Origin of the sequence: Bradyrhizobium forestalis, assembly GCF_002795245.1 — a bacterium.
GTDB classification, from domain to species: domain Bacteria; phylum Pseudomonadota; class Alphaproteobacteria; order Rhizobiales; family Xanthobacteraceae; genus Bradyrhizobium; species Bradyrhizobium forestalis.
Genome location: NZ_PGVG01000018.1, coordinates 109,212 through 134,553, shown reverse-complemented (window position 1 = coordinate 134,553; position 25,342 = coordinate 109,212). Strand labels below are relative to the sequence as shown.

Genomic DNA, 25,342 nt, shown 5'->3' with positions numbered 1-25,342 from the left:
ACTAAGCCAAGTACTAAGCCAAGTACTAAGCGAAGTACTGAGATCAAGAAGGCGTCAACAAAAAGCAAAGCCCGGCTCGCGCCGGGCTTTGTCCGTTGCGGACGGTGCGTGTGAGGCTCACACCACCTTGGCGTCCCGCAGCCTCGCGATCTCGTCCGCACTGAGGCCGAACTCCTTCAGCACCTCGTCGGTCTGCTCGCCGAATTCCGGCGGCCGTGCCACCATCCTGCTCGGCGTGCGCGACAGCGTCACGGGTTGGCCGACCAGGCGGATGTGGCGGCCCTCGTCGTTCGGCACGTCCTGCGCAATGCCGAGATGCTTGACCTGCGCGTCCTCGAACATTTGGTCGATGGCATAGATCGGACCGCAGGGCACGCCGGCCTCGTTGAGCTCGCGGACCCAGGTCTCGGTCGACTTCGTCACGGTGCGCTTCTCGATCTCGGCGTTGAGCGCATCCCGGTTCTTGGAGCGGGCAGGGGCAGTCGCATAGTCGGGATGGGCATAGAGCTCGGGCGCGCCGATCGCCTGGGCGCAGCGCTCCCAGATCCGTCCGCCCGTGGTGGCAATGTTGATGTAGCCGTCCGAGGTCTTGAACACGCCGGTCGGAATGCTGGTCGGATGGTTGTTGCCGGCTTGCCTCGCGACCTCCTTCTCCATCAGCCAGCGCGCGGCCTGGAAGTCGAGCATGAAGATCTGGGCCTGCAGCAGCGAGGTCTGCACCCACTGGCCCTTGCCCGAGACCTCGCGCTCGAGCAGCGCGGTGAGGATGCCCATGGCGCAGAACAGGCCCGCCGTGAGGTCGGCGACGGGAATGCCGACCCGCATCGGTCCTTCGCCCGGCGCCCCGGTGATCGACATCAGCCCGCCCATGCCTTGCGCGATCTGATCGAAGCCCGGCCGCTTGTGATAGGGGCCGTCCTGGCCGAAGCCGGAGATGCTGCCATAGACGATGCGCGGGTTGATCGCGGCGAGGCTGTCATAGTCGATGCCGAGCTTCTTCTTCACGTCGGGCCGGAAATTCTCGACCACGACGTCGGCCCTGGCAGCGAGGCGCTTGAACACGGCGAGCCCGCGCTCGTCCTTCAGGTTCAGCGTCATCGCCCGCTTGTTGCGGTGCAAATTCTGGAAGTCGGAACCGCGCCGCGGCCCACCTGGCTGCTCGCCGCCGGCATCCTCGGTCAGCGCGTCGATCTTGACGACGCTGGCGCCCCAGTCCGCGAGCTGCCGCACGCAGGTCGGCCCGGAGCGGACACGGGTCAGATCGAGCACGGTGAAGCGCGACAGGGCTTCCGAGGCATGCGGAAAGGGCATCTTGAAGGGCTCCGGGGCAGATTGCGGGCCTACCATAGTGCCGAAAGATCATGCGACAAGCCGGCCCGGCGCCGAGGCCGCCTGCCGAAATGCCATGCCTGACGCAGTGTTCCGAGAGGTCAGCGCGACAGGCGCTTCAATTCCGCGCGGGCCTGCTCAGCAAGGGGGTCATCGCCGTGGCGCGCAATGAAGAGCTCAAAGGCCTCCCGCGTTCCCTTCCGGCGGGCGGCTTCGTATTCCTCCGCCACCGCAACGGCAGGATCGCGGGCCATTGGCATGGAGGGCGTGCGTCCTGCCTCGCCGCTCTCCTTGCCGCTCTCATCCGCCTTGGCCTTCTCCGCCATGACAGGCAGTCCTCCGAAGGGTTGATGATCCAGCCCGCCGAGCGCCATCAGGACGCCAACCAGGCCGGCCGAGAGTGAGCGTCGTTTCATGAAACCCTGCAAATTACGAGACCCGCGGGAACCAACCTTGTGTGTGAACCGTATGACTACGGGATTTGATGGCTAACAAGGCCTTATGGAACAAGGTGGGGCTCCGCTGCTCAATTTAAACCAAACGTTTAACTCTCAAGCTAGAATCATGTGCCTTCGCCCCGAATCGCGCGCGACGTGTCGCTCTGGAGAGTCAATTGGCTACCGCTGTTAATGTCAGTGCCACCAACAACGCCGAGATCGACGGCCTGCTGTCGGGCTATAAATGGTCCGGCGCGATCACCTACAGTTTTCCCGACGCACCGAGCGACTACGCCAATCCCTACAGCGGCGGCGACAGCGAGCCGACGACATCAGGCTTCGCCTCGGCGCCGACCCAGATCCAGGCGGCGATCAACTACGCGATCGGATTGATCCTCGGCTATACCAACGCCAACATCCAATTTGCGGGCACGAACGGCGCCGACATCATGATCGCGCAGTCGCCTGCCGCCAATCCGACCGCCTACGCCTACTATCCCGGCAACTATGCGTCCGGCGGCGATATCTGGTTCGGCACTCAGTACAATTTCTCGCTGGCCAAGCTCGGCAATTATTACTTCACCACCGCGCTGCACGAGCTCGGCCACGCCCTCGGCCTCAAGCACAGCCAGGAGACCGGCGGCCCCGCCAACGTCGCCGTGCCGAGCGCGCATGACGACAGCGAATACACCGTCATGAGCTATCGCAGCTATGTCGGCGGTTCGACCACGAGCGGCTACACCAACGAAGCGTACGGATACTCGCAGACCTACATGGCCAACGATATCCTTGCGCTCCAGACGATGTACGGCGCGGACTACACGACCCAGGGCAGCAACACCGTCTACACCTGGAATCCGACCACGGGGCAGGAGTTCATCAACGGCGTCGGGCAGCTCGCACCCGGCGGCGGCGTCGGCGGCTCGGCCAACCGCATCTACGAGACCGTCTGGGACGGCGGCGGCGTCGATACCTACGATCTGTCGAACTACACGACGAACCTGAGCATCAACCTCAATCCCGGTGCCTCGTCGGTGTTCTCCTCCGTGCAGCTGGCCTATCTCGGTGACGGGCACTACGCATCGGGCAACGTCTACAACGCCTATCTCTACAATGGCGACGCGCGCTCCTACATCGACAACGCCACCGGCGGGTCCGGCAACGACACGATCATCGGCAACGCCATCGCCAACACGCTGAACGGCGCCGGCGGCAACGACACGATCACCGGCGGTGCCGGCAACGACACCATCAATGGCGGCTCAGGCACGGACACCGCAGTATATTCGGGCAGCCGGGCCAACTACACGGTTTCCTACAACGCGACGACACAGACATTCACGCTGACCGACCTGCGCAGCGGCTCGCCTGACGGCACCGACACCGTCACCGGCGTCGAATATTTTCAGTTTGGTGGCTCGACGGTCGCCAGCGCCAGTCTCGTGCCGAGCGTGATCGAGGCGTTCGGATCGACCAGCGTGGTTCTGACGAACGGCAACTATTACCTGAACAGCATCTCGACTGGCAGCGGGCCTGTCCTGAAATTTGCAGGCTCCGTGGTAAACGTGGCCGACTACGGTACTTGGTCGGTCATTGCCGCCGAGCAAGTGTCGGGAGGTGGCTACGATGTGGTCTGGAAGAATTCGGCGAACGCCCATTATTCAGTCTGGAGCACGGACAGCAACGGCAACTTCCTGACGACCCTCGCCGCGGCCCCGGAAGTGCTGGGCACCGACGCGTCTCTTCAGGCGCTTGAGCCGACGCTGCAACAGGATCTCAACGCCGACGGCACGATCGGGGTCCCCGTCGTCAGCGGCGTCACGATCGAGGCGTTCGGATCGACCAAAACGGTTCTGTCAGGCGGCAGCTATTACCTTGCCAACATCTCGACCGGCACCGGTCCCATCCTGAAATATGCCGGGGCTGCGGTGATCGCGGCGAATTTCGGCACGTGGTCTGTCATTGCCGCCGAGCAGGTGACGGGCGGTGGCTATGACGTGGTCTGGAAGAATTCGGCGAACGCACACTATTCCGTCTGGAGCACGGACAGCACCGGCAACTTCCTGACGACGCTCGCCGCGGCCCCGGAAGTGCTGGGGACCGATGCGTCCCTGCAAGCACTGGAGCCAACGCTGCAGCAGGATCTCAACGGCGACGGCACGACCGGGATCCCCATCGCCCCCGTCGTCAGCGGCGTCACGATCGAGGCGTTCGGATCGACCAAAACGGTTCTGTCAGGTGGCAACTATTACCTGGCCGACATATCGACTGGCAGCGGACCGACCCTGAAATATGGCGGGGCTGCGGTCATCGCGGCGAATTTCGGCACATGGTCCGTCATTGCCGCCGAGCAGGTGAGCGGTGGCGGCTACGACGTCGTCTGGAAGAATTCGGCGAACGCCCATTATTCCGTCTGGAGCACGGACAGCACCGGTAACTTCCTGACCACGCTCGCCGCAGCTCCTGAGGTGCTCGGGAGCGATGCGTCCCTGCAATCGCTGGAGCCGACGTTGCACCAGGATCTCAACGGCGACGGCACGACCGGCGTCCCGGTCGTCAGCGGCGTCACGGTCGAGGCATTTGGATCAACCAAAACGGTCCTGTCGGGCGGCAACTATTACTTGGCCGACATCTCGACCGGCGCCGGGCCCACGCTGAAATATGGGGGAGCTACGGTCGTCGCGGCGAATTTCGGCACATGGTCCGTGATTGCTGCCGAGCAGGTGAGTGGCGGCGGCTACGACGTGGTCTGGAAGAATTCGGCGAACGCCCATTATTCCGTCTGGAGCACCGACGCCACCGGCAATTTCCTGACCACGCTCGCCGCTGCCCCCGAAGTGCTCGGGACCGATGCATCGCTGCAAGCGCTGGAGCCGACGCTCCAACAGGACCTCAACGGCGACGGCACGATCGGCGCGCCGATTAGCGGCGTCACGATTGAGGCGTTCGGATCGACCAAAGCGGTCCTGTCCGGTGGCAGTTATTACTTGGCCGACGTGTCCACCGGCGTCGGACCTACTCTCAAATTTGGCGGCGCTTCGGTGATCGCGGCCAACTACGGCACCTGGTCGGTGATCGGCGCCGAGAAAGTGTCCGGCGGCGGCTACGACGTGGTCTGGAAGAATTCGGCGAACGCCCACTATTCGGTCTGGAGCACGGACGCCAACGGCAACTTCCAGACCACCCTTGCCGCGGCTCCAGAAGTGCTCGGGTCCGATACGTCTCTGAAGGCGCTGGAGCCGACGCTCCAGCAGGATCTCAATGGCGACGGCACCGTCGGCGCTGCGCCGCTTGGTGACAGCTTCGCGTTCAACTTCACCCAGAACGCAACCTCATTGACTGCTCCGTCCGAGCCCCCTGACCCTATGCCCGCGCCGGCCGATCCGCAGACCGCGTCGGAGCACTGGACTCAAGTGGCGGGGAGTCACGACACGGCTGTGACTGACATGCTGATGGATGTGCTCCACAGCCTGCACGGCTCCGGTTTCCTGCTGGGCTGACGATGTGGGTCTCGTGGTGTCGAGTCGAGACCGCGCCGCCGATCATCTCTTTGTCACGGCCGGCCGGTAACGTCACCATCGTGGGAGGTGCACGACGTTGGGCCGATCAGCGTCCGTGGCTGTCGTCGCCGAGGCCGTCCTGGACGAGCTTCGGGACCTTGCGCGGCAAGCTCTTGGCCAAAAATTCCGCACGTAAAAAGGTACGTTCGATTGAACCTTGCCTGATCCTGCGCGACCACTAGAAAGCCTGCGTTCCATCACGCAACAGTTGCGCGATGCGGTGTGCCAAAACCTGCTTCCGTTTTTTCCCAATAGCGTTGCGTATCCAATCATTTGAACACGAAGGCCGTATTGCGAGCGCCGCAAAGCGGCGGGGGAGGTCTCTGCGAAATCTGAAGAGTGATGCCGTAGGCCGCGCGACGCGCGGGCTAGGACAGCGAAGACTTGTGCACGGCAACAAGCTGGAATCTCAGCTTAATCTCGGGAGGAGGAGAAATGCGTCGAATTGCACTCTTGGCTCTGCTTGCAGGATTGTTCGCACCGGTGATCGCATCGCAACCGGCTCATGCCCAGGCCACTCGAACGTGGGTGTCCGGCGTGGGTGATGACGCCAACCCGTGCAGCCGCACCGCTCCCTGCAAGACCTTTCCCGGTGCGATCTCGAAGACGGCGGCGGGCGGCGAGATCAATTGTCTCGACTCCGGCGGTTTCGGGGTCGTGACCATTACGAAGGCGATCTCGATCTATTGTGAAGGGGTTGTCGGCGGTATCCTCGCGGCGTCGACCACCGGCGTCATTGTCAATGCAGCCGCGACCGATCACATCGTGCTGCGCGGTCTGGACATTGACGGAGCCGGAACCGGCATCAAGGGCATCAACATCCTTCAGGCCGCCTCGGTGGTCATCGAGCATTGCTTCATCAGGAATTTCAACAGCGCGGGCGGCGTCGGGGTCTTCGTCAACCCCACGAACTTCAACTCGATGCTCATGATCCGCGACAGCGTGATCTCGCATAACGGCACCGCGGCCGATGGCGCCGGAATCAGCATCAACACCAACGGCGGCAGTTCGCGGTCGCTGATCAACAACACGGCGATTCACAAGAACTTCGTCGGCTTGAGCGTGCAGGGATCGTCCAACGTCCAGGTCAACAACAGCAATATCTCGGAGAGCCTGAGCACGGGTCTTGCCCTCAGCGGTGTCGCCGGCGTGCGTATCGGGCGATCGATGATCGTCAACAATCTCGGGGCGGCGACCACCGGTAGCGTGCTGTCGTATCTGGACAACCAGATCAATGGCAACAATCCCGACACCACCCCGGCAACCGCTGGAGGGTATCACTAGTCAGCTGCATCTCCAGAAGCTTCCAGCATGGCAATAGCGTTAGATTTTCAATTCAATTTGGAGGTTCGAAATGCGTCGCATTGCTCTATGGGCCCTTGTCGTGGGCTTGCTCCTGCCGTTCGCCGTGTCGCAGCCGGCTCATGCCCAGGCGACCAGAACGTGGGTCTCCGGCGTCGGTGATGACGTCAATCCGTGCAGCCGCACCGCTCCGTGCAAGACTTTCGCCGGCGCAATCTCGAAGACCGCCGCGGGCGGCGAGATCAATTGCCTCGATTCCGCCGGCTACGGCACGGTGACCATCACCAAGGCAATCACGATCTATTGTGAAGGCGTGGTCGGCAGCATCCTCGGGTCGGGCACCAACGGCGTCAACATCAATGCCGCGGCGACCGATCATGTCGTGCTGCGCGGCCTCGACATCGAGGGTGCCGGCACCGGGCTCAAGGGCGTCAACATCCTCCAGGCGGCCTCGGTGGTGATCGAGCACTGCTTCATCAGGGACTTCAACGGCGCGTCGGGAGCCGGCATCTTCTCCAACCCGTCTAACTTCAACTCGATGCTGATGATCCGCGACAGCGTGATCTCCCACAACGGCGCTGCCGCAGCCGGCGCGGGGATCAGCATCAACACGAACGGCGGCAGCACCCGGGTTCTGATCAACAACACGGCCGTCCACAACAACTTCGTCGGTGTGAACGTGCAGGGATCGTCCAACGTCCAGGTCAACAACAGCAACATCTCCGAGAATCTGAGCACGGGCCTCGCGCTCAGCGGCGTTGCGGGGGCGCGGATCGGCCGCTCGGTGATCGTCAACAATCTGGGAGCTGCAACCAGCGGCAACGTGCTGTCCTATCTGGACAACCAGATCAACGGCAACAATCCGGACACGACGCCGGCGACCGCTGGCGGCTATCACTAGAGCATGATCCGGAGAAGCGTGCAGCGGTTTTCCGAAAAGATCATGCTGAAACAATAACCTGAAGCGCGATGACGATACGTCCTGATCTCATCGCGCTTTAGCTGCTCCAATCGATGAGCTCCGGGTGCGATGCGCCCGGAGCTTTCTTGTGTCCGGCAGCACTATGGATTTCGAAATGCCTGCGGACTAGTCTGGCTGCCTATCAGGGGGAGACGGTCGCATGGAGACCCTCGACAGCCAGGATCAATGGCCTTGCCGTGCGGTGCCGCGGACGCGCGGATTCTCGCGACCGGCGTGGGGCTGGGCCGCCATTCTACTGGCGCTCGCCCTCGCGATTCCCGCCCACGCCCAATCGTTCCGCCAGGGCGTCTCCGCCTTCCATCGTCAGGACTATGTGACGGCATCACGCATCTTCATTCCGCTCGCCGAGCGCGGCAACGCGGCTGCGCAGTCCTATCTCGGTTTGCTGTTCGAGACCGGCCGCGGCGTGCCGCAGAACTACACGGAAGCGGCGATGTGGTACCGGCGCGCGGCAGAGCAGGGCGACAGCCGCGCTCAATATTCCCTGGGGCTGCTCTACGACCGCGGCTTTGGCGTGCCGCAGGACATCGTCGAGGCCTCCAAATGGCTCAACCTGTCGACGGCCGCAGCGCCGCCGCCGGTGCGCGGGGCGCGAGCGCGGATCCGGGATGCCGTGACCACCAAGATGACGCGTGGAGAGATCGCGCAGGCCCGCCTGCGGGCGCTGGAATGGGCGCCGAGCCGCGAGCACTGACCGACACGTCTTGGGGGGCCTGCCGGCGAGCGGTGCCCGGAGCGGGCAGCATGGCCATGGTGACATCATGCCGGTGTTTTGCCCGACGAGTCAAATCGCTTCGTAAAATCCGCAGGCGCTTCACGGCCGCCAGTAAGTCATTGATAAAGCTTGCTCCGTCTACTGTGCATGGGGTTGTTTTCGCAGTTTTTGTGAAGGCGGGCCTTTACGGCCAGCCGCCGAGCCAGTTCGCGTACCAGGTCTCGCCCAGCCAACCGATCCAGATCGCGGGCGCCAGGAATAGCCCGAACGGCAGGAATGCCGTGGCGCGCAGCTGCTTGCCTCGTAGCGCAGCGTTGGCGACATAGGCGCCGATCGCGAGCAACGCGGCAAGCTCGATCGCTGCGACGACGGTCGCAAGATCGAGCCAGGCGCCGCAGACCGCGGCGAGCTTGACGTCGCCGAGCCCGAGCCCGTCCCGGCCGCGCCAGCGCCGGTAGAGCACCATCAGCAGCATGAGCGGAAGCGCCACGGCCGCGGCGCGGGCCAGTGGCCAGAGCAGCGCCTCGGCGCCGATATCGGGCACGAATGCGCCGGCGCGGAGCAAGGCAAGCGCGAAGGCCGCGCCCGTCAGCGCGTTCGGAATGCGGTAGTGCCGGGCATCGTTCGCCGCGATCGCAAGCATCAGGGCGGCCAGGAACGCGCCGTACAGGCCTTCGGCGCCCGGCGCGGCGACGAGGCTTGCGATCACGCCGACCAGCAGGGCCATGCCGAGCGCGAGCGGCGGGCCCGTCCCGACCTTCGCCGTCTGATCCCTCACGTCCTTAGCGCGCCGCCTTGGGCGGGCTCACGGTGACGACGGGATTGCTGGTGCCGACCAGGCGGCTGTTCATCTTGCTGCGCATTTCCTCTGCAATGACGTGCGCATCGACGCCGTCCTTGATGACGGTCGGGCGAATGAACAGGATCAGCTCGGTGCGAGCGCGCGTATTGCCCTGGTGCGAGAACGCATCGCCCACGCCTGGAATGGAATCGAGGATCGGAATGCCCTGGCGCTGCTTGTTCTCGGTCTCGCTGATCAGGCCTGCGAGCAACACCGTCTGGCCGCTCGTCACCGCGATCGAGCTCTTGACCCGGCGCTGCGAGATCGTCGGCGTCAACGAGCCGGTGCTGCCGGCAGCCACGCTCGAGATCTCCTGCTCGATGTCGAGCACGACATTGCCGTTGGCATTGGCGCGCGGCAGCACGCGCAGGATGATGCCGGTGTTCTTGTAGTCGATGGTATTGACGACGGTGTTGTTCGCGGTCAGCACGGTCGCGGTGCCGGTCGAGAACGGCACCTGGTCGCCGACCTGCAAGGTCGCCGGCTGGTTGTCCAGCACGACCAGCGACGGGTTGGACAGCACCTTGACGGTGGTGACGTTGTGAAGCGCATCGAGCACCACGCGCGGGGAGTTTTCTGCGCCGATCAGAAAGTTGAAGCCGGGCAGCGCGCGGCCCAGCAGTGCGCCGGCGGCGGCGTTGACCGCGCTGGTCTGCTGCTCGATGTTGCTGCCGATCGCGGCGCTGTTGCTGACACCGCCGATGACGTTGGAGACAGAGCCGTGCTTGCTGGCGATGAAGAACTGGACGCCGTAGTTCAACGCGTCGTTCAGCGTGACCTCGGCGATCGTGGCCTCGATCGCAATCTGGCGCTGCGGCCGGTCGATCTGCCGGATCGTCTGCTCGACAATGCGTTGCGATTCCGCGTTGGCGTAGACCAGCACCGCGTTGTTGCTGACGTCGGCTGTGATCCGTACGTTCTGAAGGATCGCATTGTTGACGGGTTTCGCGCCTGAGCCGAGCAGCGAGCCGGAGCCGTTGTCCTGGCCGGGCACGCCGGCCGCGGCAGGGGCGGGGCGCGCGGCCAGCGACGAGCCGGCAACACCGGTGACCGGAGTCGCGGCGCCCGCGGCTGCGGTCGGAAGTGCGCTCAGCGAGGCGACCGGATTGGTCCCGGACGAGGACGTCGCGATGCCTGAGCCGGGCGAGATCTGCCCCGCGGAATTGTCGAGCGAGGACGTGCTGGATGCGCTCTGGCTGAACAGGATCTCGTTCAGGAGCGCCACCACCGCTTTGGAATTGCCGTAGCGCAGCGGATAGGATTTCAGGTTCACGCCGTCCGTGTCGGAGCGGTCGAGCCGCGCGATCCACGTCTGCGCACGCTTGAGATATTCCGGCTTCTGGCTGACGACGAGAATCGAATTGAGACGGCTGATCGGCTGGAATTTGATCACGCTCTGACTCAGCCCGCCTTCGCCCGAGTCCATGATCTTCTCGATCTCGGAAATGAGCGGCTCCGGCGTGGAGTTTCGCACCGGGAAGATGCCGACCGATTGCCCGCGCATCCAGTCGGCGTCGAAGGAGAGAATGGTGTCCACTGCGGTCGCCCGCTCGGTGCCGCTGCCGCTGACGATCAGCGTGTTGCGGGCAGTGTCCGGCCGCATGGCCTGGGCTTTCACGCCGAAGGCGTCGAGCAGCTTGAAGATGTTCTGGGCCGAGACGTAGCGCAGCGGCACCACCGTGATGCCCTGGCCGGCTGCCGCGTTCACCGAGCGGTCGACGCCGCCGGGGCCGGCTTCCGGCGCCGGCAGCAGCCGATAGCCGGTACGGTCGCGGACCAGCGCGACACCGGACATGCGCAGCGCGTTCTCCAGCACGTAGAGCGCATCCGCCTTGGGCACCGGCCGCACCGAGGCCAGCGTCACGGTTCCCTGCACGCGCGGGTCGATCGTGTATCCGACATTGAGTACGTCACCAAGGATGACCTTTGCGACGGTGGCGACCGGGGCGTTCTCGAAATTGAGGTCGTAGCCGCTGCCGCCCCCATCGTCGCGTTCGACGAGCCCGCCGCCTTGCGGCGCTGCACCGTCGCTGAGGTAGATCGCCGGCTTCGACGATTTCGCCTGGGCAATGCCATTTGAGCCTGCATCCGCAGGTTGACGCGGCTGGAGATCGAGAGAGCGGACCTTGTCGGCAATGTCCTGCGCGCGCGGATCTTTCGGGTCGGCTTCGATCGACTGGTCGGCGGTGACGATGCAGGCGCCGAGCAGCAGGGCCGACGACAACAGGATGAGCGTTCCAGACAACGCTGCGCGAAGGCGTAAGAGCGGCTGAACCACCTCGGACAAAATACGCCTGCCAACACTGGAAGTGAATGGACATCGCATCCGATCCCCCCTTGGTTCGGACGCGCAATAATTTGCGCCACGATTATGTTTTTGCTAAGAAATAAGTCAAGGACAAAGGGCCTGCCGTCACCCGCCGAAGTTGTTGCTTTCAGGTAACAAGGTCAACGCTGTGAATGCGATGCGCGACCGCTCCGCAGATAGCTTTCGGCAGCACCTCCTGGAAAAATACTCATTGCCGGTGCGGGCGCATGCCCATCTCGACAAGTCGGCCAGCCCCGCGCTCACGCGCCCCTTGCGTGAATTGTGGGAGGCCACCGATCTTTCCGCGGCCGAATTTGCAGATGAAGTCTCCGATCATTTTGGTCTGCCGCGGCTGAGCCTTCCGCAACTGCTTGCGGCCACGCCTCGCCTCGACGGCTTCTCGCGCCGTTTTCTGCGTGAATCCACCATCTTTCCTTTCGGCACGCCGAACGACGTTGTCCGGCTGGCTGTCGCCGACCCCTCCGACAGGGCGGCCATTCGCGCCGCCGAAATCGTGTTCGGAGCGCCGGTCGATGTCGTCGTGGCCTCATACGAGGATATCACCACGGTCCTCGATCAACGCGACGATGCCGATGACGCAAATGCCGAGCGAAGCGGCAGGAGCGTCGCGCAGCAGTCCGACGACGACATCGAGAGCCTACGCGATCTCGCCAGCGGCGCGCCGGTGGTGCGCGCTCTCAACGATCTCCTGGAGCGCGCGGTGGATTTGCGTGCCAGCGACATCCACGTCGAGCCGTTCCGCGCAGGGCTTGCCGTGCGCATGCGCGTCGACGGCCTGTTGCGTGCGCTGCCGCCGCCGCACGGCATTCCGCCGCAGGCGCTGATCTCGCGCATCAAGATTCTCGCCAGCCTCAACATCGCGGAACGGCGCCTGCCGCAGGACGGCGCCGCCCGCGTTCGCGTCGGGCGCAACGAGATCGACGTCCGTGTCGCGACCATGCCGACGCAACATGGCGAGAGCGCCGTCATCCGCCTGCTGCCGCGAGACCGCGGCCTCTTGGAGATGAGCAAGCTTGGCTTGTCCGCACGCGACGAGAGCGTGATGACGCGCCTCTTGGCGATGCCGCACGGCATGATCGTCGTGACGGGCCCGACCGGCAGCGGCAAGACCACGACGCTCGCCACCATGCTGTCGATCCTCAACGAGCCCACGCGAAAGATCCTCACCATCGAGGATCCCGTCGAATACGAGATCCCCGGCATCAACCAGTCCCAGGTCAAGCCGTCGATCGGGCTGACCTTCGCCTCTGCCATGCGCGCCTTCGTCCGCCAGGACCCCGACGTCATCATGGTCGGCGAGGTCCGCGACGCCGAGACGGCGCATATCGCGATTCACGCGGCTCTCACCGGCCATCTCGTCCTGACGACGCTACACACCGAGACTGCGGCCGCTGCCGTGCCGCGCCTGATCGATCTCGGCATCGAGGGCTTCCTGCTGAAGTCGACGCTGCGCGCGGTGGTGGCGCAGCGCCTGGTGCGCGTGCTCTGCGACCGCTGCAAGGTGCCGCATGCATTGACCGAGGCCGATCTCGCCAAGGACCCGCGCCTCGCGGTGATCGGCTTCAGATGCGGCGAAGTCGTGCACGAGGCCGCCGGCTGCGAACGCTGCGGCGGCACCGGCTATCGCGGCCGCAACGGCGTGTTCGAGATCCTCGAAATGTCCGACGAGGTACGCGCGCTGGTCGGGCCGCAGACCGACTCCCATTCGATCGACGCCGCCGCGATGCGGGGCGGCATGACGACGATGCTGGAGGATGCGGTCGCCAAATGCCGGGCCGGGCTCACCACCGTGCCCGAGGTCTTCCGCGTCACGACGGTGCGCTGACGCCCATGCCGAATTATCGCTACCGCGCGCTCAACGCCAACGGCGAACTGGTCTCCGGCGCCATCGCCGCGCCCGGGCCGGGCGATGTCGCACAGCGGATCGAGCGGCTCGGGCTCGTGCTGGTCGACAATGTCACTCCGGAAGAGGGCGGCTCGGCGGGCCGTGTGTTCAGCCTCTTCAACAGGCCGAGGCCAGAGGACGTCACCATCTTCACCCGCGACCTTGCGTTGCTGCTGCGGGCGGGCGCCCGCATCAATGACGGATTGGAGCTGCTTGCGGCCGATCCAGATTTCGGCCGGCTGCGTCCGATTGTTGCCGACATCCGCTCGCGCGTCGTCTCGGGCGAGAGCTTTGCCGAAGCGCTGGCGCGGCACGAGGGGCTGTTTCCGCCGATGTATGTCGCGCTGGTGCGGGTCGGCGAGGCCTCGGGATCTCTCGATCAGGTGCTGGAGGTGCTGGCCGGGGAGCGCACGCGCAGCGAGGCGCTGAGACAGCGGCTGTCGGACGCAATCCGCTATCCCCTGTTCGTGCTCGGCGCGGCCGGCTGCGTGCTGCTGTTCTTCCTCACCTTCGTGCTGCCGCAGTTCGCATCCGTGTTGCAGGATTTCGGCGCCAAGATCGATCCGGTCGTCGGCGCTTTCCTTAACATCTCGACCCTCCTGCGCGGCAATTCCGATGCGGTGCTGGCCGCGCTCGCGGCCGTCATCGCGGCGGTGTGGCTCTTGCTGCGGCAGGAGCGAGTCCGCCGCGGCGTCACCAACGCGATCACGCGGCTGCCGGCGATCCGCAACGTGATGAGCGCGTACCGCACGGCGCTGTTCTGTCGCAATCTCGGCCTGCTGCTCGGCAGCGGCGTCAATCTCACCATCACGCTGCGAATCCTCGTCGACATGATGGCGACGACCGGCTCGTCCGCGGTCTGGAGCGATGCCGCCGACCGCGTCCGCCACGGCTCGAAGCTATCGGATGCGCTCGCCGAAACGGAGGCGCTGCCGGCGATGGCGGTGCGCATGCTCAGGCTCGGCGACGAGACCGGGCAATTGCCGATGCTGTCCGGGCGTGTCGCCGAATTCTACGAGGCCAAATTGCAGCGTACGCTGGACCGCGCCGTCGGCATCGCGGGACCGGCGGCCATCATCGCGATCTCGCTGGTGGTCGGCGGCCTGATCACGTCGGTGATGACGGCCCTGATGTCGGTGAGCCAGATTGTCGGATAGGCAGGGAACGGGAGAAGCTTGACGTGACCAAACATCCATGCACAGAGCGCGGCAGGTGGCACGCGCAGCAAGGGGAGGCGGGCTTCACCCTGGTCGAGATGCTGGTCGTCATCACCATCATCGGCATGATCATGGCGCTGGTCGGCCCGCGCGTGCTGAACTATCTCAGCGAGTCCAAGGCGAAGGCGGCGAAGATCCAGATCGAGAGTTTTTCCAGCGCGCTCGATCTCTACTTTCTCGATCTCGGCCGTTACCCCACTTCGAACGAAGGGCTCTCCGCGCTGACCCGCAGCAACAATCAGGCCGGCTGGAACGGGCCATATTTGCGCGGCGGCGTGGTGCCTAACGATCCCTGGGGGCACCTCTACGTCTATCGTTCGCCGGGCGCGAGCGCGCCTTACGAGATCATCTCGCTGGGATCGGACGGTCAGGAGGGCGGCGGTGGAACGGCGGCCGACATTGTCAGCGGCGCGCGCTGACGGCATTCGCGAGGCGCGCGGCTTTGCGCTGATCGAGATCCTGTGCGTGCTTGCGATCATCGGCCTGTTCGCGGCGATCATCCTGCCGGCGATCCCGCACTCGACGACGCGCGCCAGGCTGGAGAGCTACGCGGTCGAGACCGCGGCGCTGCTGAAGGCCGACCGCAACGCGGCGCTGCGCCGGCAAACCAGGGTGACGACCCACGTGGACGCGGAGGCGCGCGCGATCCGTTCCGGCGTCACCGGGCGGACCATCCGCCTGCCCGACGACGTTGTGGTGCAAGCGATGCTGGCCGCGCGCTGTGCCGACCGGACGACGGGGCGATCGATCGATTTCTTTCCGTCAGGCATGTCGTGCGGCGGGGTGATTGCACTGGCGCGGCCCGGCATGGGGTACGAGGTGCGGGTCAATTGGCTGACCGGAGGCGTCGAGATTGTCCCGCAGAAGCTGCTCTGATGCCGCCGGCTTCACCCTGATCGAGGCGCTGGTTGCGCTCGCGATCATCGCAGTCGTGCTCGGAACGATCGGCTCGGTCATCGCCACGACGGCGAAGGGCACGCGTTCGATCGATCAGCATCTGGCGCTAGCGGGCACGGCCGAGACCCTGCTTGCGGATTTGCCGGCGCGCTCTTTGCTGAAACCCGGCCGGCGGAGCGGCGAACTGGCCGGCAGCCGCTGGCGGATTGATGTCGCGCCGATGCGCGTGGCGGGCGGCGATTCCGCCACCGACCGCTTCGTGCCGCTGGCCGTCAACCTGCGGCTCCAGCGCGGCGACGGAGCTGCGATCCAGATCACGACGGTGAAGCTGGTACCGAGGGCGGCGCAATGAAACGCCTGCGCCGCGCGCCGGCCGATGAGGCCGGCTTCACCCTGCTCGAAGTGCTTCTGGCAACGCTGCTGATGACCGTCATCCTGGCGGCGCTGGCGACGGTCACGGCGCAATGGCTGCCGAACTGGAATCGCGGCATCGCCCGCGTGCAGCGGGCCGAGCGGCTTGCGACCGGGCTAGACCGCATCGTCGCCGACCTCTCGGTCGCCGAGCAGATCACCGTCAACGGCGACGCCAAGGTGCCCCTGTTCGACGGCGCCGGATTGTCGGTGACCTTTCTGCGCACGGCACTCGGCCCGAGCGCTCGTCCTGGGCTCGAATTCGTCCGCCTGATCGAAAAGGCCGACGCGCAGGGGCTCGCGCTGGTGCGCGAGCGCGCGCCGTTCCAACCGATGCCGACCGACGGGCAGATCCGCTTCGTCGATCAGGTCGTGCTGATCCGGGCGCCGTTCCGCGTCAGCTTTTCCTACGCCGGACCTGACGGTCAATACCAGCCGACCTGGCGCGGCCAGCCCCAGTTGCCGGATCGCATCCGCATCACCGTGCGGGACAGCGCGACCGGGCAGGTGCTCGCGGTCTCGGGCGCAGTGGTCCCGCGCATCACGGCGCCGGCCGAATGTGCGCGCGCCAAGATTCCGTCGAATTGCGTGACGGCGCGGACCCGGCCGCAGCAGGCGGAGAAAGAGGAGCAGCAGCTTTGAGCGGAGCAAGGCACGACCATGCGACGCTTCGCGACGGCCGCGGCTTCATCGTTGTCGCGGTGCTCTGGATGCTGGCGGCGCTGGCGGCGCTCGCGCTGATCTACCTGACCTATGTTACCAACACGGCGGTCACGGTCGCCGTCAATGCCGACAGGTTGCAGGCCGACGCGCTGGTGAGCGCCGGGATCGAACTTGCAGCCTACCGACTGACGGCGCAGAACGAGGCGGTGCGCCCGACCAGCGGCACCTTCAATGCCCGCGTCGGCGCCGGCCGGGTGAGCGTGACGTTCCGCTCGGAGGCTGCGCGCGTCGATCTCAATATGGCGCCGAAGCCGATGCTCGCGGGGCTGATGACGGCGCTCGGTGTTTCCGCTGCGGACGCACCCGTCTATGCCGACCGGATTCTCGCATGGCGCTCGTCGGCCGAGCCCGGTCAGGATAATCCGGAGGATTCCTACTACCGCACGATTGGCGCGCCCTATTTGCCGCGCCACGCGCCGTTTCCGCATAGCGACGAGCTCTGGCTCGTTCGCGGCATTCCAGCAGCCGTCGTGGAGCGGGTGCTGCCTTTCGTCACCGTGTTCAGCAACATGCGGACCGTGAACGTGCTCGATGCCGCGCCGCAGGTGGTGGCCGCGCTGCCGGACATGACCCCCGAGAGGCTGCAACAGGTCCTGCGCGATCGCGCCGACGCCAATGTCGATCCGCGCGCCCTGGTCGGGCTCGCCGGCGGTGCCAATGCGACGGTCGAGGGCTCGAGGGCGTACCGGCTGACGGTCGCGGTCGAGCTGCCGTCGCATCACCGGAGCTCGGCCGAGATCGTCATTCTGCTTCTCGACAGCGGCGATGAGCCGTATCGTGTATTGTCGTGGCACAACGCCGTCGACGGCTCCGCTGGAAGGCCCCTGTGAGATGAGCTCGCTCGATTCTCTTCGCGCCATCCTCGATGCCTGGACCGGCACCGTGGCCGGCACGATCGTTGCCGCCCTGGAGCGGGTGGCGGCGCCGCGCGTGGTGAGGCTGGTCGAGACCGACGCGGGCGCATTCGCGCTGGAGGCGGCGAGGTCGGAGAACGCTCCGAAGGAGATCGTGTTCGAGAATGGCAAGTTCGCGAGCGCCGACCTCGCGCAGATCGTGCGGGGCAGTCGCGTCGAGATCGTGCTGCGGCCGTCGCGCTTCCTGTTCCGCCCCCTGGAGCTTCCAGCGCGCGCGGCCGATTTCCTCGACGGCATCGTGCGGGCCCAGATCGACCGGCTGACGCCGTGGAGCGCGAGCGAGGCCGTATTCGGCTGCAGCGCTCCGGTGGCGCATGGCAGCGACGGCATCACCACGGAGATCGCGGCGGCGCCGCGCAAGCTGGCGGTGAGCTATGTCGAGGCGGTGTCGCCCTTCCATCCGTCGGCGGTTGCGATCGCGACGGAGGTGGCCGCGGGTGGGCGCATCAAGGTGTTTGAGCAGAGATCGCGCGGCGCGGCAGACCCGGTCCGGTTGAGCCGGGTACTGCAAGCGGTGCTGGCCCTCGCCGCCGTGGCTGCAGTGATCGGGTCGGTCGCAGCAAGCTACCTGGCCGACAGCCTCGGCGCGCAGGAGAGGGAGCTCGAACGGCAGATCGCCCAGCGCCGCGCCGCGCTCCGCGGCAGCGAGACCGGCGAGCGCTCGCCGCTCGCGCTGCTCGAGCGCCGCAAATACGAGACGCCGGCGAGCGTGATCGTGCTGGAATCGCTGAGCCGGGTATTGCCGGATCATACCTACGTCACCGAGCTGCATCTTTCGGGCAACAAGCTCCAGATCGGCGGCATCACGCGCGATGCGCCCTCGCTGATCCCCTTGATCGAGCAGTCCCAGCATTTCACCCGCGCGACCTTCTACGCTCCGACTACGCGCAGCTCCTCCGATCCCGGCGAGCGCTTCCATATCGAGGCGCAGATCGAACCGAGGAACGTGCCATGAGCAGCGCCAAGGTCGCGGGAGGCAATGCGGTTGCGCGGGCGATTGCAAGCTCGCCCCTGATCGCGGTCACGCTCTATGTGGCGGTTTTCGGTGGGCTGCTGCTGATGGCGGGGCTGTCGATCGCCGAGATCGTCGCCCATCGCCAGGCACTCGCGCAGACCTCCGACCTGCTCGACCAGTTCCGCGGCCGCAAGGGCGGCGCGAAGAATGCCGCAGCCGCAATGGCCGAACATCGCGGCACGCCGTTCCTTGAAGGTCCGACCGTCACGGTCGCCGGCGCCAATCTGTTGCAGCGGGTCGCCGCGGCGGTTGGTGATGTCGGCGGCTCGGTCCAGTCCTCGCAGGTCGATGTAACAGGCGCGCAAGTAAAGGACGGCTTCGTCGGCCTCGTCGTGAGCTGCGAGCTGGAGCAGCCCGCACTCCAGAGGCTGCTCTACGATCTCGAGGCCGGCATGCCGTTCCTGTTCGTCGATCAGCTCGATGTCCAGGTGCCGCAGACCACGGCGCTGAACGAGGCCGGCGCGGGCCGGGTCAGGGTGATCCTGGGCATCTCAGGCCAGTGGCAGGCGGGGAAATAGCCCGGGTTCGTCAGCTCACCAAGAGTACTTGAACACGCCCTTGCCGGAATAGCTGGTGACGTTGCCGGAAAACTCGCCGTCGAAGGTGGCGGCGAGCGAGAAGCCGCTCAGCCACTTCATCTCGGCGGTGCCGCTCACGAGCGCGGAGTCGGCGTCGACCCTGGCGCCGTTCACGACGAAGCTGGTGCCCGGCAAGGTCTGGAACAGCGCGGTGACGGCGCGCCTCGGATTGTAGTCGTGCGCCCAGGCGGCGCGGCCGCGCAGCGTCAGCACGCCGTTCTGCATGGCGTAGGACTTGTCGGTGCGCAGGCCGAGCTCGGAACGGGTGTCGGTGAGGGATTGAGCGGTGTAGTTCAGCCCGAACAGGCCGCCGCCGTTGAGGCTGACTTCGGAGTAGTTGGGCAGGTTGAAGTTCGTCACCTGCACTGCCGCGTAGGGCGTGATGCCGATCAGCGGCGTCGCGAAGCGATAGCCGCCCTCGAACCGGGCCGAGAACGTGTCGGCCTTGAAGCGGCCCTGGAGCTGGTCGGCGCCGGCGAGGGCCACGGTGCGGTTGGTGGTGACGTCGTGCCAGCCATAGGCGAGCGCAGCCGAGACATAGGCCGGTCCGAAATTGTGCCGGCCATAGACGCCGGCCTGGAACAGGTCGGCCGAGCCCGAGCCCATCGCATTGGCGAGCGAGTAGTTCAGCCCGCCGCCGCCGAGCGCGAAGCCAGCCAGCGTATCCACCGACACGCGATAATCGGCGCCGGCCGCGCCGCCCCAGACGCGCGCGGTCAGATCCTGCGAGCCGACCAGCGCGTTGCCGCCGACCGCGGCCGAACCGCCATAGCCGGCTGCCCAGACGCTCCAGCGGCTGCTCGGCTGCGAAGAGAGCAGAGGCGCTTTGGTCGCCATCGCATAGGCCTCGCGTTCGCGCGCGGTCGCGGGCCGCATCGAGGCATAGGCGGCTGCGTTATCGCTCTCGGCAAACTGAGCGACGCTACCTGCCTTGGCGAAGCCGCCGCTGCGTCCGACGACGGTCGGGTCGAGCATCAGGTTCAGGAACTGCCCATCGGCGTTGATCGCGGACTGGATGATGCCGGTGCCGAGCTCACCTGAGGCGGTTGTCAGTCCCGCCGGTGTCAGCGCGGCAAAGGCGGCGGGAATGCCGCCCGTCGTGGTGAAGAAGTTGGTCAGCGTATTGGCGACGTTCTGCTGGTTGACGGTGAGCCCGCCGCCTTGCGCGAAATTGACGTTGACGTTGAGGAACACGGTGCTGGGGTCGTAGCTCAGCGTCGCATGGAGCGTCGGCATGTTGGAGACGACGTTCGGATTGAAGGTGCTGCCGACGAGGGGGCCGGCCGCGGTCAGGATCGTGTACTGCTTCTTGACCGTGCCCGAGCTGAAATTCGCTCGCACCGTCGCACCGCCAAGGTCGGTCGCGCCCGTGACCTGGGTGAGGCTGGCATTGGAGGAGGAGACCTGCACCAGATAGGTCGAGGCGGCGGTGAAGATCAGGCTGCCGGTCACCGTCAGCGGGCCGAACGGGTTCGCCGTACTGCCCGGCGCTAATGTGCCGCCGTTGACCTGGACGCCGGCGACCGTGCCGCTGCCGGCGAGCGTGCCGCCGGCATTGACGAAGGCTGGACTGTTCAGGATCGAGCCGTCCACGACAAGCGTGCCGCCATTCACGGTGGTGGCGCCCGTGTAGGTGTTGGCGCCAGTTAGCGTCTGCGTGCCGCCGGCGATGGTCAGGCCGCCGCCGAAGCCGGCATCGTCGATGACGCCGGCGAAGGTGCCGTTGCCGCTCGTGATCGTCAGCGTGTTGAAGCCGAGATTGACGGTGCCCGAGCCTGACAGCGACTTGATCGAGGTGCCGCCGTTGAGCAGGCCCGAGATGTCGAAGAGGCCGTTGGCGATGACGTTGCTGGAGGTCGCGATGCTGCCGCTGAGGCCGCCGAAATCGATGAGATCGAGTTCGCCGCCGGCCGCAATGTTTGTGGTGCCGGTATAGGTGTTGGTGCCGAACAGCTGCTGCGTCGCGCCGTTCGCGATCACGAGGTTGCCGCCGGTGCCGCCGCCGATGCCGCCGTCCTGGATGACGCCGCCATAGAAGCTGCCGTTCGTGATCGTCAGTGTCTTCGATCCCAGCGAGACAACGCCGGCGGTGCTCATGGACAAGATCCCCCGAACCGAAGCACCTGAGCTGGTCTGGGAAATATCGAGCGTTGCGCCTCCGCCCGCGAGGGCGACATAGAGCGAGTTCGCGACCGATCCACCGCCCTTCAACGCGAGCGTCGCGCCCCCGTCGATCTGGGTGACGTTGGTGTAGGTGTTCACGCCCGAGAGCGTCTGAGTGCCGCTGCCGACTTCAAATCCGCCAGTGCCTTGAATGACACCCGCGAATTCGGTCGAGCCGTTGCTGATGAACAGCCCGTGGGCGCCCATGTTGACGACGCCGCTCGAACTGCCTGCGAGCGTCGTGACGGCGATGATCGGGAACGAGGCCGCAGAGATGTCGAATGTCCCATTCACGGTCACGACACTGGAACTCGCGATGCTGCCGCCGCCGGATAATGCCAGCGTTCCGGCCGAGACGGTCGTCGCGCCGGTGTAACCGTTGATGCCGGTGAGCGTCAGCGTGCCGGTGCCGACTTTGGTCAAGCCGCCGCCAATGCCGGAAATCACGCCGTCGACCTGGGTCGAGGTGTTGAGGCTGCCGGTCGTGAGCGTATTGGCGCCGAGAGCATAATTGCCCGCGCCTTCGATCGATCCGGCCGTCATCCCGCCGCTGGTCAGGCCGGAGATGTCGACGGTGCCGCCGGCATTGGTGATGAAGCGTGCGCTGCCGCCGGTGCTGGTGCCGGCAAAATTCGTGGTGCCGCCGTTGTTGGTGGTGATCGTGGCGCTGCCGGCAGTGGCGGAGCCGTCGAAATTCACCGCTCCGTTGTTGATGATGGACGACGTGGCGGCGGTGGTGCTGTTGTGGAAATTCAGCGACGCTCCCGCGGCGTTGTTGATCGTGGCGGTGCCGGCCGAGGCGCTGGTGAAGAAATCGATCTGACCGTTGAGGTTGTTGGTGATCTGGGCGCTGCCCGCAGAGCTGGAATCCTCGAACGTGATGAAGCCGCTGTTGACGAGGCTTGCCGTTCCCGCCGTGCTGTTCTGGATGAAGTTGACGTTGCCGCCGGCATCGTTCGTGATGGTCACCGCCCCGGCGCCGCCACTTGCGGTGCTGCTGTTCTGAAACACCAGATTGTTGCCGGAGGTGACCTCGAAATTCTGCGTATTGACGATGTCGTTGTTGATGATGCCCGTTCCGTTGACGATGAACGGGTTGCCGATCGTGACCGAGTAGGCTTGCGAGGTGCTCGTGAACTCGACCGTGCCGATGCTGGTGACGCCGTTGTTGTTGTCGACCGCCGTGCTTCCGGTGTTGGAGAAGGTTGCGGTGCCGTCCGGCACGCTCGGGTTGGAAGACCAGTTGGTGGGATCTGTCCAATCGCTGCTGCCGCCAACCCATGTGCCGTCTACGGCGTGAGCGGCGACAACGCCCAGCGCCGTGGTGGCGAGGAGTGTGGCCAGGGAGTGGCGCACGACGGATCGCAGTCCGTACCCGATCCGCCCACCTGCCATCGGAGGTCCACCCATCAGATCTTCTCAAATCAGCAAAGAAATCAGCATGCAACCGGGGCGCGTAGTGAGGCACCCGTGCCATGATCTCATGGCGTTGCAGCAGCCCGCAATGAACGGGTATCCATTTACGCCGTGTTCCAGGGCGTTCCGTCCTGCATTTTTTGGAGATCGTGGCGATCCGGCAACATATCCGCGCATTGCAACATGCACGCACGACAATGCCCGGACCCGGCGAATTCAGCGAGACGGCGTGGGTTGATGACGCACCGGATCGGAACTAGTTTGGCGCGGACGCCTCGCCGTCGTCGTGGCGCGGCCGGCGGTCGTAGGGGAATATCGATGTACGGGTGGCTCAGGCCGACAGGATTGGCCGTATTGTGCGTGGTTCTCGGCACCGCCGGGACCATGGCGGCCACCTCTTCACGCGTGGACGTCCTGACCGATGACGCCGCAGGCAGTCCCGGCGAAAGTGTCGATGTCGGAACGATCAGGCCGATCGCGCGTCCGGCGCAACAGGCGCCGAGCAAGCCCATTCCTCGCGGCAATCCGTTGTGGTCGGTGCCGCTCTCGGCGCTGACCGCGACCCAGGAACGCCCGATCTTCTCGGCCATGCGCCGGCCGCCGGCGCGAGCGGTCGCCGCAACGCCGGTCGAAGAGGTCTATGCGCCGCCGCCAAAGCCGGTCGAGGCACCGCCGCCGTTGTTGCTGGTCGGGGCCGTCGTGGGTGAGGGCGATGCCATTGCGATTCTCGTCAACCGCACCGATCAGAAGGTCGTGCGCCTGCGGCAGGGCGAGTCGCTCGGCGGCTGGTCGCTGATTTCGGTGCAGCCGCGCGAAGTGACGTTCAAGCAGGGTGAACGCAGCGAGGTGCTGGCGCTGCAGCGGCCGGACGCAGCCGTTCCCGCGAGCCCGCCGGCGGATGTCGGGGGCAAGCTGGCGATGCCGAGTCCGGCCGATCCGTCATTCTCACCGTTCGTGCCGCGTTCGACGCCGAAGAACGGCGAGTCGGATGGGCTCTGAGCACTGGCGGCGTGCCGGGCCAATTGCTTGACGGGAAGGACGCGGCTTGACCGACAAGCAAATTGACGTGGGACCGGCCGACGGTTCGAGCGGACCCGGCGTCGGCCGCGCCCGCCGCCTCTTGCAGGGCTGGTCCGCGAACCTGGTCCAGATGGCGCTGGGGCTGTCGCAGCAGCTTCTGCTCATCCCGGCCTTCCTGCATGTCTGGACCGGCGAGATGCTCGCGGCCTGGCTCGCGATCTATGCGGCGGGCAGCCTCGTCGTCGTCGCGGACGCCGGATTGCAGCTTCGCGCGATCAACCGCTTTCTCGCGTTCAAAGCCTGTGCCGATTGCGACGGTCGCACGGCGAACTTCTATTCAGCCCTGCTGCGGATCTATTTCATCATCATCGCGGTGCTCGGTGTCCTGTTGTGCGTGGCCGTGGCCCTGGCACCGCCGTCGATCGTGCTCGGCTTTCACGCGACGCCGACATTCGATGCAGCGATGCTGGTGATGATCCTGGGCATGCTTATGACTCTGCCCGCCAACCTCGTCTCCGGCCTCTATCGCGTGCGCGGCCGCTATGGCCGGACGGTCTGGCTGCAAAACGCCGCGCTGCTGCTCGGACAGATCGCCCAGCTTGCGGCGCTCGCATCGTTCGGCAGCCTGCTTGCGGTTGCGATTGCCTTCGTGTCGACGCAGCTCCTGTTCGCGATCGTGCTCGCTGCGTTCGATGCGCCGCGACTGTTTCCGTTCCTTCGCCGTGCCGGCAAGCCGCCGTTGGTGTCGCCATCCCTGCGCTGGAGCGTCGGGCAGTTCGGCCGTGCGGTGCCTTTCGCGGTCGCCAACATCACCGAGCTTGCGCTCGTCAACGTCCCGGTGCTGCTGGTCTCCGCGCTGGTCACGAACCGCGTCGCGGTGGCGCAATGGGGCTTGACCCGCGTGATCGCGAGCCTGGTGCGCGGCCTGTGCCTTCAGGTGACGCTGCCGCTCGCCGCCGAGCTCGGCCATGACCATGCGATCGGCGACAAGGATCGGCTGCGCCGGCTCTACGCCCACGGCTCGGTGTTCGTGACGGGACTTGCCTGCCTGATCGTCGCGGGCCTGCTGCCGTTCTGGCCGGACTTCTTCGCGTTATGGACCCATGGCAGCATCCCCTATGATGCGCCGCTCACGGTGACGCTGCTGCTCGGCTCGGCGGTCGTCGCACCGTCACTGCTGGCGCTGGTCTTTGCCAATCACAGCAATCGCGGCGAACTCCTGATCCGAACCAAGGGCCTTCAGCTCGTGGTCTTCCTGGTGCTGTCCTTCGTCCTGATTCCGCGGCTGGGGCCGCTGGGTGCTGCGCTCGCCGTGGTCGCAAGCGACATTCTCGTCCAGTTCGGACTGCTCGCGCTGATGGTCATGCGCCAGACCCTGCATCATCCGGGAAGGCATATCGCCTTCCTGATGGTCATGGCCGTCGGCATCGTGGCATCGGGGTGGCTGATCGGGCAGGCGATCATCGCGCTGCTGCCGGGCAGCGGCCTCGTGCACTTCGTCGTGGAATGCGCGATCTGGCTGGTCGCGGTCGGCGGGCTCGCAAGCCCGCTGCTGAGCACAACTCTGCGCGAGCGGTTGCGGGCGCTGATTCCGGCCTAGCTGTTGCT

At 65.7% G+C, this 25,342-nt stretch carries 20 protein-coding genes; 15 read left to right on the top strand and 5 right to left on the bottom strand.

Annotated features, from left to right (window positions below):
- Window positions 1–117: 117 nt before the first annotated feature.
- Both CVM73_RS21745 and CVM73_RS21740 read right to left on the bottom strand, forming a co-directional pair.
- Window positions 118–1,311, bottom strand: a complete 1,194-nt coding sequence (locus CVM73_RS21745; RefSeq protein ID WP_167406974.1) for a CaiB/BaiF CoA transferase family protein — start codon at window positions 1,309–1,311, stop codon at window positions 118–120.
- A 119-nt stretch (window positions 1,312–1,430) separates the two neighbouring features.
- On the bottom strand, window positions 1,431–1,745 hold the full coding sequence (locus CVM73_RS21740) for a hypothetical protein (protein WP_100233912.1): 315 nt from the start codon (window positions 1,743–1,745) through the stop codon (window positions 1,431–1,433).
- A 197-nt stretch (window positions 1,746–1,942) separates the two neighbouring features.
- Here CVM73_RS21740 and CVM73_RS41140 point away from each other — a divergent pair, with 197 nt between their 5' ends.
- The 4 genes from CVM73_RS41140 (at window position 1,943) to CVM73_RS21720 (ending at window position 8,304) form a co-directional block, all read left to right on the top strand.
- Window positions 1,943–5,266 carry a M10 family metallopeptidase C-terminal domain-containing protein gene (locus tag CVM73_RS41140; RefSeq protein WP_100233911.1) on the top strand — a complete coding sequence of 1,108 codons (3,324 nt, stop codon included), beginning with the start codon at window positions 1,943–1,945 and terminating at the stop codon, window positions 5,264–5,266.
- A 495-nt stretch (window positions 5,267–5,761) separates the two neighbouring features.
- Entirely contained in the window at window positions 5,762–6,610 is an 849-nt protein-coding gene (locus CVM73_RS21730; RefSeq protein WP_100233910.1) for a right-handed parallel beta-helix repeat-containing protein, read from the top strand.
- A gap of 70 nt (window positions 6,611–6,680) precedes the next feature.
- Entirely contained in the window at window positions 6,681–7,529 is an 849-nt protein-coding gene (locus CVM73_RS21725; RefSeq protein ID WP_100233909.1) for a right-handed parallel beta-helix repeat-containing protein, read from the top strand.
- A gap of 220 nt (window positions 7,530–7,749) precedes the next feature.
- Entirely contained in the window at window positions 7,750–8,304 is a 555-nt protein-coding gene (locus CVM73_RS21720; protein WP_100233908.1) for a tetratricopeptide repeat protein, read from the top strand.
- A 205-nt stretch (window positions 8,305–8,509) separates the two neighbouring features.
- Here CVM73_RS21720 and CVM73_RS21715 read toward each other — a convergent pair whose 3' ends face one another.
- The gene (locus CVM73_RS21715; protein WP_245452397.1) at window positions 8,510–9,103 is read right to left on the bottom strand and encodes a prepilin peptidase; all 594 of its coding nucleotides are present in this window, start codon (window positions 9,101–9,103) and stop codon (window positions 8,510–8,512) included.
- Window positions 9,104–9,107: 4 nt separating this feature from the next.
- Window positions 9,108–11,492 (bottom strand): type II secretion system secretin GspD, encoded by a 2,385-nt coding sequence (gene gspD / locus CVM73_RS21710; protein WP_100233907.1) that lies wholly within the window; start codon window positions 11,490–11,492, stop codon window positions 9,108–9,110.
- Between the two features lie 139 nt (window positions 11,493–11,631).
- Between gspD and CVM73_RS21705 the strand changes: the two genes are divergently transcribed.
- Genes CVM73_RS21705 through gspM form a run of 9 tightly spaced genes read left to right on the top strand, consistent with a single transcriptional unit; the run spans window position 11,632 to window position 19,075 of the window.
- Window positions 11,632–13,320 carry a GspE/PulE family protein gene (locus CVM73_RS21705; RefSeq protein ID WP_430641315.1) on the top strand — a complete coding sequence of 563 codons (1,689 nt, stop codon included), beginning with the start codon at window positions 11,632–11,634 and terminating at the stop codon, window positions 13,318–13,320.
- Between the two features lie 5 nt (window positions 13,321–13,325).
- Entirely contained in the window at window positions 13,326–14,537 is a 1,212-nt protein-coding gene (locus CVM73_RS21700; RefSeq protein ID WP_100233905.1) for a type II secretion system F family protein, read from the top strand.
- Window positions 14,538–14,560: 23 nt separating this feature from the next.
- Window positions 14,561–15,016 carry a type II secretion system major pseudopilin GspG gene (gspG, locus tag CVM73_RS21695; protein ID WP_100233904.1) on the top strand — a complete coding sequence of 152 codons (456 nt, stop codon included), beginning with the start codon at window positions 14,561–14,563 and terminating at the stop codon, window positions 15,014–15,016.
- The gene (locus CVM73_RS21690) at window positions 14,979–15,473 is read left to right on the top strand and encodes a prepilin-type N-terminal cleavage/methylation domain-containing protein (protein WP_100233903.1); all 495 of its coding nucleotides are present in this window, start codon (window positions 14,979–14,981) and stop codon (window positions 15,471–15,473) included. The genes gspG and CVM73_RS21690 overlap by 38 nt, the downstream gene beginning before the upstream one ends.
- Window positions 15,451–15,846, top strand: a complete 396-nt coding sequence (locus tag CVM73_RS21685; RefSeq protein ID WP_100233902.1) for a type IV pilus modification PilV family protein — start codon at window positions 15,451–15,453, stop codon at window positions 15,844–15,846. The genes CVM73_RS21690 and CVM73_RS21685 overlap by 23 nt, the downstream gene beginning before the upstream one ends.
- Window positions 15,843–16,547: a PulJ/GspJ family protein gene (locus CVM73_RS21680; protein ID WP_100233901.1), complete on the top strand. Its 705-nt coding sequence runs from the start codon at window positions 15,843–15,845 to the stop codon at window positions 16,545–16,547. Before CVM73_RS21685 ends, CVM73_RS21680 begins: the two co-directional genes overlap by 4 nt.
- Window positions 16,544–17,458 carry a type II secretion system minor pseudopilin gene (locus CVM73_RS21675; protein ID WP_100233900.1) on the top strand — a complete coding sequence of 305 codons (915 nt, stop codon included), beginning with the start codon at window positions 16,544–16,546 and terminating at the stop codon, window positions 17,456–17,458. The genes CVM73_RS21680 and CVM73_RS21675 overlap by 4 nt, the downstream gene beginning before the upstream one ends.
- Before the next feature lies 1 nt (window position 17,459).
- Window positions 17,460–18,497: a PilN domain-containing protein gene (locus CVM73_RS21670; RefSeq protein WP_158237596.1), complete on the top strand. Its 1,038-nt coding sequence runs from the start codon at window positions 17,460–17,462 to the stop codon at window positions 18,495–18,497.
- Window positions 18,494–19,075, top strand: a complete 582-nt coding sequence (gene gspM / locus CVM73_RS21665) for a type II secretion system protein GspM (RefSeq protein ID WP_100233898.1) — start codon at window positions 18,494–18,496, stop codon at window positions 19,073–19,075. The genes CVM73_RS21670 and gspM overlap by 4 nt, the downstream gene beginning before the upstream one ends.
- Before the next feature lie 15 nt (window positions 19,076–19,090).
- Here the strand turns inward: gspM and CVM73_RS21660 are convergent, their stop codons facing one another.
- Window positions 19,091–22,693, bottom strand: coding sequence for an autotransporter domain-containing protein (locus tag CVM73_RS21660; protein WP_167406976.1), 3,603 nt, complete (start codon window positions 22,691–22,693; stop codon window positions 19,091–19,093).
- Between the two features lie 339 nt (window positions 22,694–23,032).
- Here CVM73_RS21660 and CVM73_RS21655 point away from each other — a divergent pair, with 339 nt between their 5' ends.
- Both CVM73_RS21655 and CVM73_RS21650 read left to right on the top strand, forming a co-directional pair.
- Window positions 23,033–23,713, top strand: coding sequence for a hypothetical protein (locus tag CVM73_RS21655; RefSeq protein ID WP_100233896.1), 681 nt, complete (start codon window positions 23,033–23,035; stop codon window positions 23,711–23,713).
- Window positions 23,714–23,759: 46 nt separating this feature from the next.
- A complete protein-coding gene (locus CVM73_RS21650) occupies window positions 23,760–25,334 on the top strand; it encodes a lipopolysaccharide biosynthesis protein (protein ID WP_100233895.1) in 1,575 nt (524 codons plus the stop codon).
- Window positions 25,335–25,342: the final 8 nt, after the last annotated feature.

Excerpts from the sequence above, each read along its gene's own strand:
- CVM73_RS21745 (WP_167406974.1), bottom strand. The coding sequence starts at position 1,311 with ATGCCCTTTCCGCATGCCTCGGAAGCCCTGTCGCGCTTCACCGTGCTC.
- CVM73_RS21740 (WP_100233912.1), bottom strand. The coding sequence starts at position 1,745 with ATGAAACGACGCTCACTCTCGGCCGGCCTGGTTGGCGTCCTGATGGCG.
- CVM73_RS21730 (WP_100233910.1), top strand. The coding sequence starts at position 5,762 with ATGCGTCGAATTGCACTCTTGGCTCTGCTTGCAGGATTGTTCGCACCG.
- CVM73_RS21725 (WP_100233909.1), top strand. The coding sequence starts at position 6,681 with ATGCGTCGCATTGCTCTATGGGCCCTTGTCGTGGGCTTGCTCCTGCCG.
- CVM73_RS21720 (WP_100233908.1), top strand. The coding sequence starts at position 7,750 with ATGGAGACCCTCGACAGCCAGGATCAATGGCCTTGCCGTGCGGTGCCG.
- gspD (WP_100233907.1), bottom strand. The coding sequence starts at position 11,492 with ATGCGATGTCCATTCACTTCCAGTGTTGGCAGGCGTATTTTGTCCGAG.
- CVM73_RS21705 (WP_430641315.1), top strand. The coding sequence starts at position 11,632 with ATGCGCGACCGCTCCGCAGATAGCTTTCGGCAGCACCTCCTGGAAAAA.
- CVM73_RS21700 (WP_100233905.1), top strand. The coding sequence starts at position 13,326 with ATGCCGAATTATCGCTACCGCGCGCTCAACGCCAACGGCGAACTGGTC.
- CVM73_RS21680 (WP_100233901.1), top strand. The coding sequence starts at position 15,843 with ATGAAACGCCTGCGCCGCGCGCCGGCCGATGAGGCCGGCTTCACCCTG.
- CVM73_RS21670 (WP_158237596.1), top strand. The coding sequence starts at position 17,460 with ATGAGCTCGCTCGATTCTCTTCGCGCCATCCTCGATGCCTGGACCGGC.
- gspM (WP_100233898.1), top strand. The coding sequence starts at position 18,494 with ATGAGCAGCGCCAAGGTCGCGGGAGGCAATGCGGTTGCGCGGGCGATT.
- CVM73_RS21660 (WP_167406976.1), bottom strand. The coding sequence starts at position 22,693 with ATGGCAGGTGGGCGGATCGGGTACGGACTGCGATCCGTCGTGCGCCAC.
- CVM73_RS21655 (WP_100233896.1), top strand. The coding sequence starts at position 23,033 with ATGTACGGGTGGCTCAGGCCGACAGGATTGGCCGTATTGTGCGTGGTT.